General features: G+C 60.0%; 7 protein-coding genes. All 7 read left to right on the forward strand.

From position 1 onward, the window contains the following. Positions 1 to 77 precede the first annotated feature (77 nt). The 7 genes from J8E65_RS00050 (at position 78) to J8E65_RS00080 (ending at position 13165) form a co-directional block, all read left to right on the forward strand. Entirely contained in the window at positions 78 to 908 is an 831-nt protein-coding gene (locus J8E65_RS00050; RefSeq protein WP_210373315.1) for an RAMP superfamily CRISPR-associated protein, read from the forward strand. Next, the gene (locus J8E65_RS00055) at positions 905 to 3985 is read left to right on the forward strand and encodes a CRISPR-associated protein Csx11 (RefSeq protein ID WP_210373316.1); all 3081 of its coding nucleotides are present in this window, start codon (positions 905 to 907) and stop codon (positions 3983 to 3985) included. Before J8E65_RS00050 ends, J8E65_RS00055 begins: the two co-directional genes overlap by 4 nt. Before the next feature lie 18 nt (positions 3986 to 4003). Next, entirely contained in the window at positions 4004 to 5140 is a 1137-nt protein-coding gene (gene cmr4 / locus J8E65_RS00060) for a type III-B CRISPR module RAMP protein Cmr4 (RefSeq protein WP_210373317.1), read from the forward strand. Further along, on the forward strand, positions 5124 to 5492 hold the full coding sequence (locus J8E65_RS00065; RefSeq protein WP_210373318.1) for a hypothetical protein: 369 nt from the start codon (positions 5124 to 5126) through the stop codon (positions 5490 to 5492). Before cmr4 ends, J8E65_RS00065 begins: the two co-directional genes overlap by 17 nt. Positions 5493 to 5494: 2 nt before the next feature. Beyond that, on the forward strand, positions 5495 to 6364 hold the full coding sequence (locus J8E65_RS00070; RefSeq protein WP_210373319.1) for a hypothetical protein: 870 nt from the start codon (positions 5495 to 5497) through the stop codon (positions 6362 to 6364). Continuing rightward, positions 6361 to 11421, forward strand: coding sequence for a DEAD/DEAH box helicase (locus J8E65_RS00075; protein ID WP_210373320.1), 5061 nt, complete (start codon positions 6361 to 6363; stop codon positions 11419 to 11421). Before J8E65_RS00070 ends, J8E65_RS00075 begins: the two co-directional genes overlap by 4 nt. Positions 11422 to 11575: 154 nt before the next feature. Continuing rightward, positions 11576 to 13165: a glycerol-3-phosphate dehydrogenase/oxidase gene (locus tag J8E65_RS00080; protein ID WP_210373321.1), complete on the forward strand. Its 1590-nt coding sequence runs from the start codon at positions 11576 to 11578 to the stop codon at positions 13163 to 13165. The last annotated feature ends 37 nt before the right edge of the window (positions 13166 to 13202 follow it).

Raw genomic sequence — 13202 nt, forward strand, 5'->3', positions numbered from 1 at the left:
AAAATGATAACCAGAAAAAAGAGGCGCAGGATAGAAAAAAAGCAGAGCAGGAGAAGAACCAAGCGCGTAGCTGTTACATGACTCAGGCCACAAGGGGAACACTCAACCTCCCGCCCGAACTCGCGCTTACCCCTTGGCCGCCTAATCTCTTGCACCAAAACTGGCTCGGCCTGCAGGTGGACTTTGAACTCCTCACCCCCTGGTACTCCAAAGACGACCGCGTCTTCCACGTGCTGGACAACCCGGTGCGCAAGGACCGGGTCTTCGGCGTGCCGTTTATGGCCGCAGCCAGTTGGAAAGGAATGCTCCGCTGGGCCTGTCGGATGCAGGCAGGCTTGCAAAAGCACCTGGAGGAAGGCAAACGGTTTGAAGATTGGAACGACCCGCTTTGGATTCTACACCTCTTCGGCAATGAGAAAGGCGAAGAGCGGGATTTCCATCAAGGTGCCTTAATCTTTTACCCTACGTGGTTTGACAGGATCGGCTTTGAGGTGATCAACCCCCACAGCCGCGAGCGGCGCGCTGGCACGCAGCCGATCTACTACGAAGTAGTACCCGGTCGCAGACCGAAACAGCAAGAACGCGGCCAGCAAGAGGATGACCAACAACACCAGAAGAACCAAGACCAATTCGAAGAAGGCGGCAAAGGGGCGCTACATCTCCTCTACGCCCCCTGGCCGGGGATGAAGTCGGTAGCCGATCCCCAAGAATTCATCCCCAAGCTGCTGAAAGCCATTGAAAATCTCCTCACCACCTACGGCATCTCGGCCAAACGCACCGTGGGCTGGGGTACGGCAGAGATCCAAAAGTGGCGGGCCTTTCGCAAGGGGCAGGAACCCGTCTCATCCGACAGCAAGGATGACCTCTGGAAGAAGATTCAGGGCTGGTTTCAGGGAGGGCCGCCATGAGCACCTTTGATCCTGCCGAGAAACTGCGCCAGCATCGTCCGGTGCTTTTAGCCTGCGAGGCCATCGGCTGGCTGCACATGGCCGGCAAGGCGCGCATGGAGTTCCTGCGTTACCACGGCGGAGATAACGTCCAGTACGACGACCTCAAGTGGCATGACGCCGAGCAGCCGCCCTTTCCTTGGGACGCTCTCTTGGGCTGGGTCAAAACGTTTTCCGGCAGCACCATACCCAATAACGCTTGGCCAAGTTCGATCAAGGAATTCACCGAAAAGCACCGTGATCGGAATCCGGGCGTACTGGGCCTGCTCCAGGCCGGGCACGGGATGGCCTCGGGGATTGAGAAGAATCTGCCCACAAAGACTTCCGAGTACCTCGGCCAGTCCCTCCCCCACCTGTGGCTTTCTTCGCCCTTTGGCCACCCCAAGCGGAACCTCTTCGCCGATCCGCCCGACATCCTCCGTCCCCGCGGCTGGCAGCAGTTGGTGGCCGAGATGCACCGGGTGCTGAGCAATTTGGCGGCTCAGCAGGCTGGCGATGTGGTTCATTGGCGACAATGGCGCGACCAGGCCATTGGACCCGGTTCCTATATCCGGGAAGCCTTTCTCTCCACCCTTGCCGAAACCCGCTTGCCGAACAACGACGTGACGCTCTGGGACCAGTCCTACGTGGCCGCGGCGTTGTTCAAAAGCGCGGTGGCAGGAGGAATCCTGCAGGCCTCATCTTTCCCGTGGAAAGACGACGCCATCAAACAGAAAACCCGCTGGCGCTTGCTCACGGTGGCCATCGGTGCCGATCACTACGAGGCGCGGGCGGTGAAGATCGGCGACTGGACAGGGGCGCAAGCGACGCTCGACGAGTTCTTCACGCAAGTCGCGCAATTGGTTGAGGTTGACCTCGCCGTGGGAACGCTGCTCTACCGCGACAGCAGCGTGGCGGTGTTTTCGTTCCCAGGCGAGCGGTTTGATGAGAGCGTGCCTGCTTCATGGCTCAACGGATGGGAGCAGTATCTGCAACAAGAGGTTGATCGCATTGCTGAGGCTCTCCATCTCGAAACCCCGCCGCTGGTGCGCATGAGCGCACCCACCCGGTCGCTGGTGCCGATGGTCCAGGAACGGAGGGAAGCGGTCAAGGTGTTGAGTATCCCGGTTCATCGTTCGTGGAACATATGCCACCGTGTTCCCCAAGAAAGTCAGGGGCATATTTGCCCAGTTTGCCGGGTGCGGCTCAATGGAGATTCCACTAACAAAGGCAGGCCCTGCAAGGTGTGTCGTGAGCGGCGTGCCCATCGCCTCAATGACTGGCTGCACGGACGAACGGCTTACGACACCATCTGGTTCGAGGAAGTGGCCGACGCCAATAACCGCATCGCATTGCTCACCCTTTCCCTTGACGTGGAGCCGTGGCTCAGCGGCGAGCGGGTGGATAGCCTGCGGGCGCAGGCGATACCGGAGTGGAGTCGGTATAACCCAGTGCTCTTCGAATTCTGGCAGCGCGACGAAAACAAAAGGCGCCAGGAGATCAACCCAGTTCGGCCCTTTGATCTCATGAACAAATTGGTAGAGGAAATCAGAAAGCGATTTTATGAAGATGCCGACCGACTTAAGTTTCGAGAAGACGATCTTCTCCTGGCCAACTTACAGGAAGGATATCGACACGTCAGAAGGGCGAATCCGAAGAATAAGTCCGAATCCGATCCTGAGTATGAGGAACGTCTCTATAAAATCTTTTTCCGGGACATCGTCGAGGATCGCTCCGACGCCCTGAATTGGGATTCGCTGAACGACGATGAGCGCGCCGCATGGCTCACGCACCAGCTCTTCCGCAAACTTCCCTCCCCTGGCCGGGTGTATCGCTTCTGGCGGGAAGCCCAGGAGTTCTTTGAAGAACTGCTCGGGGAGTTTCGCCAAATCGCAGCCCGCAGCGCCAACCCGTGGCGGGTGCGCCGGTTGCTCATTATGCCAGACCAGAACAAAAGCGATAGAGGCTGGGAAGGCGGCGTGCTCTATGATGGGCGCTGGCGCGATGTGCAGTTCAGCCTCGTCTACGTGCAGGCGCTCAACGGCTTCGTCACGGCCTCGAACCTGGCCCGGCTGCTCAAGCCGGAGGAGCACGGTTCTGTCCTCAGAGGCCAAACGGCCCTTGTGGAGGAAGAGGATACCTTCGGAAGGGCAAAGACGCTGGTGATCGGTGCAGTCCAAGAGATTCCTCCCCCTTACTCCCATTTAGGCGTATATCACCCGGTGATTCCCTTAGACGTCTCTCCGCTGCGCTTCCGCGTGGTCGTGCCGATGGAAGCCGCTTCGGAATGCGTGGACCTGGCCCTGAGCCTTTGGAAGGAGCGATTCGCTCGGGTGTGGGACCGCCTGCCCCTGCATGTGGGTGTGGTGGCCTTTGAGCGCGCGTTGTCCTTCCAAGCCGTCATAGAGGCAGCCCGCAGTCTAGAAGATGCACTGACCAGCCAGAAGGAAAAGCCTTGGGCTATGACAAGCAAGGAAGCGTATGGCGGCGTGCTTACGCTGCAACTGCGCCGCCAAGACAGCCAAATGACGGTCCGTATGATGCCGCTCAGAATGCCAGACGGGCGGGAAGATGTATTCTACCCTTACCTGCGAGTAGAAGACCAGCAGCTGCGTTCCCCCAGGGACTTCCGTCACCCTGATGGTGCCCTCTACCGATACGCCGCTGACTTGCAGATTGGAGACGGTGTCTTCGTGGCTCCCGCGCGGGTGGCCACGCTGTTTATGGACTCTGCGGCTGCGCGCTTTGAGAAGATTGAGCCTTTCTACGCTGAGGACTGGCAAAAAGCAAGGGCGCTCTGGCAGCTTCTGGTGCGCGTGGCGCCCAGCCAGACAGCCCTGCAGCGCTTCAGGAGTGCACTAAACCAACTGGACCAAGCGTGGCGTCAAGGACCGGACCAAGCATCCGCAGACCTCTGGCAAGCCACTGTGCATGCACTCTTGGTTGAGCACCTGGGGGCCAAAGGCGCGGCGCTGGAAGAACTTACGGAGGCCGCCGCCAAAGGCCTGCTCCAGCACGTCATCCAATGGCATCTGACGGTCTTGAAAGAGACCCTGTGAATAAAGGAGGGTAAGCCCATGAGCAGTTTCAAACCATTCGTTCAGATCGGGATCGCGCTCGACCCGATTCACGTCGGCACCGGCGGCGCGCGCATCGGTCGCGTGGACCTGACCATTGTGCGCGAGCCGGCCACCCGCCTGCCCAAAATTCCCGGCTCCAGCCTGGCCGGCGTGTATCGGACTTATGTGGCGATGGCCGAGACCGAGGCAAAACCCAACCGCCAAGTAGACGGAAATACCTGGCCTTACTACCCCCATTGTGCCGGGCTGGGCCAGGGCGGCGGTACTTACCTCGGGCATTGCGGTCAGCCAGACTGTCCGGTCTGCACCGTCTTTGGCTTTGCCCGCGGCAAAGACCAAGCGGGCGGCTTTGCCGGGCTGGCGGCCTTCAGCGACGCGCAGGTGCTGCTCTTTCCCGTGCCCACCCGGCGGGGGCCGTACTGGGTCACCTGCCCGATGGCGCTGCGGCAGATCGGGCTGGAGGTGAACGGTGTGAAAGAGAACGCGGTGTATTTGGGGAACGCGCAGCACGTGGCGCAACAGGGGCAGCAGCCTCAACAACAAGCAGCACGACCTTCACCCAACAAGCTGAATTTAGGCTGGCTATTTTTGGAGGTGCGGCGGTGCCAACAGTTCAGCAAAGTGACGGACAAGCTGAGATCCCTGCAGGTGCCCGACTACATTCTTGACCGCATCGCCCTTCTGACCGACCAGCTCTTCATCCATGTCGTCAACAGCAACCTCGAGGTGAGGACATCGGTCTCCATCAACCCCGAAACGGGCGCCGCCGAAGATAAATTCCTTTTCTCTTACGAAGCCATGCCGCGCGGCACAGTGCTGGCCTGGGAGATCATTGCCAAGAACCCCAAGCACTTTAAGGTGGGAGGTAAGGACGTGGAGGTAACCTTGGATAGCGGGAAGATGGACGATCCGGATAAGGTCCACCAAGTCGTCCAAAAGGCCCATCCGTACCTAGAGCATCTCGGCATCGGAGGCATGGGCACGCGCGGCATGGGGCGGTTGCGGGTTCTTTATGCCAACCAACACCATGTGCAGAGCGAAAAAGTGAGCTGTGGGGAAGAACGGCAAGCTGCCAGAGCCGGACAGCCTGAAGCGCAACCAAAGCAGGAGGCAAGCCATGCATCCGCAAGCTAATCCGATCACCAACCTGGACATCCGCTGCGCTGAGGTCGGGCGACAGTTGGCCGCGATTCAGAATATCGAGGAGAAAGTTCTCAACGAGGCGCTCTCCGTGCTGGAAGAGCAAGGCCCCTACGCCATGTTCCTGTACGTCAAGGCGCGGCACGACAAAGTGGCCAACGACTTTCAGAAACATTGTGTAGCGCTTTTGAAGCAAGTGTACGACGACAGGACCCCGGCCAATGGGGATGCGCTGGAGGTAGTCAAACAACTGGCCGAAAACTTAGACGATCTTCTCTTCGCCCGCGATCTTTTACGTAATGCGCTAGGATACGCCCGGTATCACCTGAAGGCGAAAGGGAGCTAGCCATGGCTTGGTCGCTCTACCGCTGGGTGTGGCAGGTGGAATCGCCGTTGCACATCGGAATGGCGCCTGCAGGCATGTTGAACCGCACCCGCCTCTACGTGCCAGCCCGCACGCTCTGGGGCGCCCTCACCGCCGAGCTGGCGCGGTCAAAGGCGACCTCTTTTCCTGATTACAAGGGGATCGGCGAGAGACTTAAGAAAGAAACCCGCTTTAGCTATCTGTACCCTGCTGAAGAGGTGGATGGGGAGTGGAAAGCGTGGCTGCCACGCTATCGAGAAGGCAAGGGACTGGTGTGGGAGCGAGAAGATAGGGCCAAATCCGAAAAGAATCGCGCGTTCCGTATGCGCCTCCTGAGCACGCGCCCCGGTACGGCCATTGCGCCCGAGTCGAATACGGCCCACGAGGGCACGTTGCGCGAGTTTGAGGTTGTCGGTCCATATTGGCGAGACGAGATGGGCGGGCGCCCTGTGGCCCTGGTCGGCTATGTGTTCGTGCAGTCTGGGACCGGTGCCGCCGAAGACAAGCTGCAGCTCTGCGGGTCCCCGGTTCCGGAGGTGCTTTGGTGCGGAGGCGACACGCGCTACGGGCTGGGCAAGATCCGGTGGGTGGCATGCAGGAAGGTTACGGACTTCTTCGGCTGTCCTGTAGAATACGACAAGGCAGACCCCGTGGTGCAGCAGTCTTGCCGCATCTTAGCCCACGTCCCCGCCAATTCAATGCACATGCAGGGGGAATACGAGCTTCTGATCGGTTGGGATGATGACAAACTTCAAGCAGGCCCTGAGCTTTACTGGCAGCCAGGTACGGTTAGTAATAAACCCCTGCCCTGGAAGGTTCTCGAAGATGGGTATTGGGAAAAGGATCAGCAATGAGTGACCATAGTAAACAGGCGACCATTTTCGATTTGCACCAGAGCGTCCTCGCCGACTACCAGGACTTTGTGCGCTCGTTCATTTTGATTGCCGATGAACGCGCGCGGGAGTTTGTGCACCAAGCGCTAAAAGAAGAAGCCCAGCTTTGGCCCGAGCCGCTCCTCCAGCTCAGCCCGACCTATGCTGCTGGGGCCAGCGTAGACACGTTGGCCCAGGAGGGCCTCATTGCTGCCGAGACGGCGCGGGTGTTCCGGCGCCCTGATGGTGCACCGTTCCGCCTTTATCGCCACCAGGAAGAGGCTATCCGTAAAGCACTGGCCAACGAAAGCTTCGTTATCACCAGCGGTACCGGCTCCGGCAAAAGCCTATGCTACTTTTTGCCCATCGTGGATAACCTGGTGCGCTACCCCGATACCGGCGGACGGGTAGCTGCGCTGGTCGTCTATCCCATGAACGCGCTGGTGAACTCCCAATTTCAGGCGCTGGTGAACCTCAAGGAGCACTATGAACGCCGCACCGGCAAGCCCTTTCCCGTGACCTTTGCTAAATACACGGGCGAAACTACTAACGACGAGCGAGAGCAGATACGACAACATCCCCCGCAACTTCTGCTGACCAACTATGTGATGGGCGAACTGCTTCTGGTGCGCCCGGAGGATCAGCGTCTTCTTGATCGCACAGGCGGCGGTCTGCGGTTTCTGGTCTTTGACGAGCTCCACACCTACCGGGGCCGGCAAGGAGCGGATGTGGCCATGCTGGTGCGGCGGCTCAAAGAGCGCTGCGCGGCACCGAAGCTTGTACAGATCGCCACCAGCGCCACCATGATCGCCAGCCGTGAAGCTACATCCGCGGAGCGAAAGCAAGCCGTAGCCGAATTCGCCGCGCGCTTCTTTGGGCACCCGTTCACGCCTGAGCAAGTCATTGAGGAAACGCTACAGCCTTTTACCGTAGGCGGACCACCTGCGGAGGTGGAGCTCCAGGAGGCGCTTTCGGCGCCGCTACCGGAGGATGAAGCAGGTTTCCAGCACCATCCGCTGGTGCGCTGGTTAGAGTACGAGCTAGGAATCGAGCCGGAGCCAGACGGCGGCTTCAAACGCCGCACACCCAGGCCACTTTCGGAGGTGGCTAAGCGCCTTGCCGACATCACCGGTGCTAAGCTGGAGGAATGCGTCCAACGGCTGCGGGAGGTGCTGGTGCACAGAGGTAGTATCTTCGCCTTCAAACTGCACCAGTTCATCAGCCAGGGCCGCGCGCTTTATGCTACAATGGAAAACCCCAAGAAGCGTGCGTTTTCCCTGGAAGGCCAACTTCAGGCCGGTAACGAGAAGCTCTATTTCCCGCTGAAGTTTTGCCGCCAATGCGGGCAGGATTACTACCATGTGCTGCGCAAAGACGAGCGCTTTCTGCCTCATCCTCTAGGCATCGAACTGGAAGAAGACCAAAGCGCCGGCTATCTCATGCTGGCCCGGCCGGAAGGCGACTGGTCAGAAGAGCAGCTGCCCGAAGAGTGGCTCAACGCCAACGGTAAGCTCAAGCCCACCTGGCGGAAGCGCGTGCCCCAAAAGGTTTGGGTGCAACCAGACGGCGCGTTCAGCATTGTACCCCAGCCGGGCGCGCACGCCATGTGGTGGCAGCCTGAACCCTTTTCGCTGTGCCTCACCTGCGGGGAGTTTTACACCGCGCGTGAACGGGAATTCGCCAAGCTGGCCTCGCTCTCTAGCGAAGGGCGCTCCAGCGCAACCACCATCTTGGCCACCTCCCTCCTTCGCCACGCCGCCCTCACCCAAGCGGCCCGTGACAAGCTCCTGACCTTCACAGATAACCGTCAGGATGCCTCGCTCCAGGCCGGGCATTTCAACGATTTCGTTCACGTGGCGCTATTGCGTGCGGCACTCTATTCGGCCCTTGCGAAAGAAAAGGAGCTCACCTTCGACCGCATCGCCAAAGCGGTGGTTGAGGCATCGGGACTCACGATCGCCGATATCGCCAAAAATGCGGAGCTGGACCCGGGCTCCGCTGCCGCCCAAGAAGTCTGGCGCGTCTTCACCGATCTTACAGAATACCGCCTCTACGAGGACTTACGCCGGAGCTGGCGGGTGATCCATCCGAACCTGGAACAGGTGGGGTTGCTGAAGATAGAGTACCGCGGTCTAGAAGGGCTCTGCCAGAGCCCGGATCTCGCGGCTGTGTGTCCTCGGCTTGCGGCCGCGTCGACTGAAGAGCGAAAGGCGTTGCTGCGAGCTATCCTTGACCAGTTTCGCAGGAAGCTGGCGATTCAGACCCGCGTTCTGAACGAAACATTCCAGCAGCAGCTACGCAAGCGCTCCGAGCAGTATTTGAATGAGTTCTGGGGACTAGACCCGGACTACGACGAACTGCGCCCCGCCAGTTGGTTTGTGCGTCCTGGCAAATCCAACCGCGATGCTGGGGGCTTCAGCCTGGGCGAGCGCAGCCTGATCGGCCGGTTCCTCAAAGAGCGACTCGGCGTGAGCGGAGATGCGTACTGGCCAACCCTGGACCACCTTCTCGACCTTTTGGTGCAGCATGGGCTGCTCGCTCGCCTCGAACCGATTGACGACCACCAGCGCTATCAACTGGACGCTGCTTGCCTTCGCTGGTGCCTGGGTGATGGTTCGGCGCCCCCTCCCGATCCCCTTTATTCTCGTCGCGCGTCGGGCGGAGCTTATGCAGAAATTGCTCGAACGGTAAACCCATTCTTCCAACGATTCTACCAGGTGCAGGCCGCAAGCCTTGCGGCCCTTGAGGCCCGAGAGCACACGGCTCAGGTGGTGCGGCCCGGCGAACGGGAGCGGCGCGAGCGGCGCTTCCGCTGGGATGTGCAAGACCGCCAATTGCAGGCCGAGCTCGGCCGTCGGCTTCCGTATCTGGTGTGCTCTCCGACCATGGAGCTGGGGGTGGACATCGCCGACTTAGAGCTGGTGCACCTGCGCAATGTACCGCCCACACCCGCCAATTATGCCCAGCGCAGTGGTCGCGCTGGCCGCCAAGGGCAACCCGGGCTTATCGTCACCTACTGCGGTGCGCTCAACAGCCACGATCAGTACTTTTTCCAACGCCGCGCCGAGATGGTGGCTGGCAGCGTACGCCCACCCCGGTTGGAACTTGCTAATGAGGCCTTGCTGCGGGCGCACATCCACGCCATGTGGCTGGCCGAAGTACGACTGCCTCTGGGTCGTTCCATCGAGGAGGTCATCGACATGGAACGGGAAGATCTGCCCTTGCGGGAGAACGTAGCCCAGCAGATCCAGCTGAGTACGCAGGTGAAAGAGGAGCTTAAAGCGCGGGTGCGGCGGCTGCTAGAGGCCGACCAAGGGCTGCTTGCGGCGGCCGGCTGGTTCAACGACCAATGGATCGAACGCGTGCTTGACGAAGTGCCAAAGGCGTTCGACCGCGCCTTCGATCGCTGGCGGGAACTCTACCGGGCTGCCAGAAAGCAACTAGAAGCCGCACAATCAGAGTTGGTCCGCACCCGCATCCGTGAAGAGCAGAATCGTGCTCGACTTAAGCAAGATGAGGCAATACGTCAGTTGAACCTGCTGCGGCAGGTGGATGTGGCCCGCGAGGAAGGGGATTTTTACCCCTACCGCTATCTGGCCAGTGAGGGGTTTCTCCCCGGCTACAACTTTCCTGCCTTGCCTGTGCGTGCCTGGGTTCCGCGCGGACAGGAGGGTGAGTTCATCGCGCGACCGCGCTTTTTGGCCATCCGTGAGTTCGCTCCCCAGAACTTCCTCTATCACGAGGGCGCTCAGTGGGAGAGCGTAGCCTTCCAAGCACCACCCGGAGGGTTAGAAGAAAGGAAGAGCCGAAAACGGTTCTGCTACACTTGCGGTGCCTTCACAGACCCCGACTCCGACGTCTGCCCAGTGTGCAAGAGCCGGTTTGATGGCGAAAATAGCCTCGTCACCACCATCCTCGATATGCCCAATGTGCGCATGCAGCGGCGGGCCCGGATCACCGCCGACGAGGAGGAACGCCGCCGTCGAGGCTACGAACTTCAGACGTTCATCCAGTTTGCGCCAGAAACCACCGGCTACCGCGTCCAGGAAGCCGACGTCGTGAGCCGGGGGACGCCCGTGCTGCGGCTCATCTACGCACCAGCGGCAACTTTACTTCGGGTCAACCACGGCTGGCGCGGCGCTACCACGCCTGGATTCCTCGTGGACTTTGAGAGCGGAGAGATCATCACCTCCGAGGAGGGCGAAGCCAAGCAACCCGCTCGCCAGCGTCGTCTGGAACGGGTGAGTCTGGCGGTACACACGACGCAAAATCTCCTCCTCATTCGCCTACTGGCCACAGAATGGCGTCAAGACGACACAGTCGCGACAACGCTACGCTACGCCTTAAAACGGGGAGTAGAAGAGGCTTTTCAGCTCGAAGAGACGGAGCTTGCCGCCGAGGCTGTGGGCAGGGGAGAACATCGCTCCATCCTACTTTATGAAGCCTCGGAGGGTGGCGCCGGGGTGCTCCAGAGGCTGGTGGAAGAGCCAGGCGCCTTGTCTGAGGTAGCGCGCACCGCCTTGGAAATTTGCCACTACAACCTATCTGGCGAAGACACGAAACCCGAGTGCCATGCAGCCTGCTACGAATGTCTGTTGAGCTTCGCAAATCAACTTGAAGCGCTATCGATCAACCGTCGCAAAGTACAACAGGTCCTTTTGGATTTGGCTGAAAGTCGCACTGAGCTGCGCGTGCAGGGCCGGTCGCGGCAGGAACACCTGGCGTGGCTACGGTCCCTTACGGACACTCGCTCCGAACTAGAGCGACGTTTCCTCGCCGTCCTGGCCGAGGGCGGCTACCGGCTGCCCGATGAAGCCCAGAAGTCCATCGCCGAGCCCCGATGCATCCCTGATTTCTTCTACGAGCCCAACATCTGCGTCTTTTGCGACGGGGCAGTGCACGATGACCCTGCGCAAAGGGCTCGGGATCGAGAAATCCGCGAAGAGCTCATCCGACGCGGCTATCGCGTGATTACCCTACGCTACGACCAAAATTTGCACGAACAGATCAAGCGCTATCCAGAAGTTTTTGGCAGCTAACCAAAGTTTTTTTGGCATAACCCCCAAATTTATCCTTGTTATAAGGCAGGCCTCGTCATTACCCATCGCACCGCCGTCTGGAACCCGATAAAACCCTACCGGTGGAAAGTTTTTTGCTAGATGGATTCGCCGCTTTCCCAATCGATCAGTTTGCATGCAACCAGCGCTGCATCGTGAGGCCTTTTTGGAACGGCTGCAGAAGCAAAAGGCCTGGGATGTCATTGTGATTGGTGGAGGAGCCACAGGGCTGGGGGTTGCTTTAGACGCTGCAGCGCGAGGTTTTCAGACGGTACTCTTCGAGCAGCACGACTTTGGCAAAGGGACCTCAAGCCGGAGCACCAAGCTAATTCACGGCGGCGTGCGGTACTTGCGCGAGGGGGACTTTCGGCTGGTGCGTGAGGCGCTGCAGGAACGCGGTCGGCTCCTGCGCAATGCCCCCCACCTCGTATGGCCACGCCTGTTTGTGGTGCCTTACGGCCAATGGTGGGAACGGCTGCTTTATGGGGCAGGTCTTTGGCTCTACGACCGCCTAGCCGGCCAAGAACAGTTAGGGACCTTACGCAGACTCAACCCTGCCGAAACGCACGCGCTTATTCCTACACTGCGAACAGAAGGCCTGCGCGGTGGACTGGCCTACGTCGATGGACAGTTTGACGACGCGCGTTTGCTGGTGCACCTGGCTTGGACAGCCGCTGAGCAGGGGGCTGTTGTGCTCAACTACATGCCTGTCGAAGCGCTTATCGGCACACGTCGACGCCTAGAAGGGGTTCTGGTACGCGATGCGGAAACCGGTGAGCACTTTGAACTGCGCGGCCGCGTCATCATCAACGCTACAGGTGCATTTGCCGATGCCGTGCGTCGCATGGACAATCCAGAAGCATCGCCGCTGCTTGCCCTTAGCCAGGGAGTGCACTTGGTGCTTCCTCGTCGGTTCCTACCTGGCGAAGCGGCCCTGCTTGTGCCCCGCACCGACGATGGCCGCGTGCTGTTTGCGATCCCCTGGCACGGCCAAGTGCTCCTGGGGACTACTGACGAACCCGTAGCCCAGGCGCAGCTAGAGCCGACGCCTACCGAAGATGAAATCACCTATTTGCTCACGCATGCTGGCCGCTACTTAACCCCGGCCCCAACACGCACCGACATCCGTGCAGTCTTTGCGGGACTTCGGCCCTTGGTGCGACAAAGTAGGCTGCAAAACGACACCGCACACCTTTCCCGAGAGCATGTGATCGTCGTATCGCGCCGCGGGCTGGTCACGGTTACCGGCGGTAAATGGACCACCTATCGGCGTATGGCCGAAGAAACGGTCGACCGTGCCCTGCAGGTGGCTGGCCTACCGCACCGACCTTCTCCTACCGCTATGCTGCGCCTGCATGGCGCTACACCTCGCCTTAACCCTACCAACCCTTGGTACCTTTATGGCACCGATAGCGCATTGCTACAAGCGCTTCTGACCGCCAGGCCTGAGTTGAACACGCTACTGCATCCACGTCTGCCTTATCGCATGGTCGAAGTGGTCTGGGCAGCCCGCTATGAAATGGCCCGCACGGTCGAAGACGTGCTGGCCCGCCGCACCCGCGCATTGTTCCTGGATGCGGCTGCGGCACTCGAAGCGGCACCGGCCGTAGCTCGCCAACTGGCCACCGAACTCGGCCGCGACAACCATTGGGAACAGGCCCAGCTTCAAGCCCTTGTGCAGCTAATGCCCCATTACCTCCCCGCCCTCACCGCTACCGAAGCTTAAAAGCGTGCGCCCACCTGCATTCCACCAACACGTCATC

This window comes from Rhodothermus bifroesti (genome assembly GCF_017908595.1).
GTDB classification, from domain to species: domain Bacteria; phylum Bacteroidota; class Rhodothermia; order Rhodothermales; family Rhodothermaceae; genus Rhodothermus; species Rhodothermus bifroesti.

Bases quoted from the DNA above. Each gene is read 5' to 3' on its own strand.
- J8E65_RS00050 (WP_210373315.1), top strand. From the start codon at position 78: ATGACTCAGGCCACAAGGGGAACACTCAACCTCCCGCCCGAACTCGCG.
- J8E65_RS00055 (WP_210373316.1), top strand. From the start codon at position 905: ATGAGCACCTTTGATCCTGCCGAGAAACTGCGCCAGCATCGTCCGGTG.
- cmr4 (WP_210373317.1), top strand. From the start codon at position 4,004: ATGAGCAGTTTCAAACCATTCGTTCAGATCGGGATCGCGCTCGACCCG.
- J8E65_RS00065 (WP_210373318.1), top strand. From the start codon at position 5,124: ATGCATCCGCAAGCTAATCCGATCACCAACCTGGACATCCGCTGCGCT.
- J8E65_RS00070 (WP_210373319.1), top strand. From the start codon at position 5,495: ATGGCTTGGTCGCTCTACCGCTGGGTGTGGCAGGTGGAATCGCCGTTG.
- J8E65_RS00075 (WP_210373320.1), top strand. From the start codon at position 6,361: ATGAGTGACCATAGTAAACAGGCGACCATTTTCGATTTGCACCAGAGC.
- J8E65_RS00080 (WP_210373321.1), top strand. From the start codon at position 11,576: ATGCAACCAGCGCTGCATCGTGAGGCCTTTTTGGAACGGCTGCAGAAG.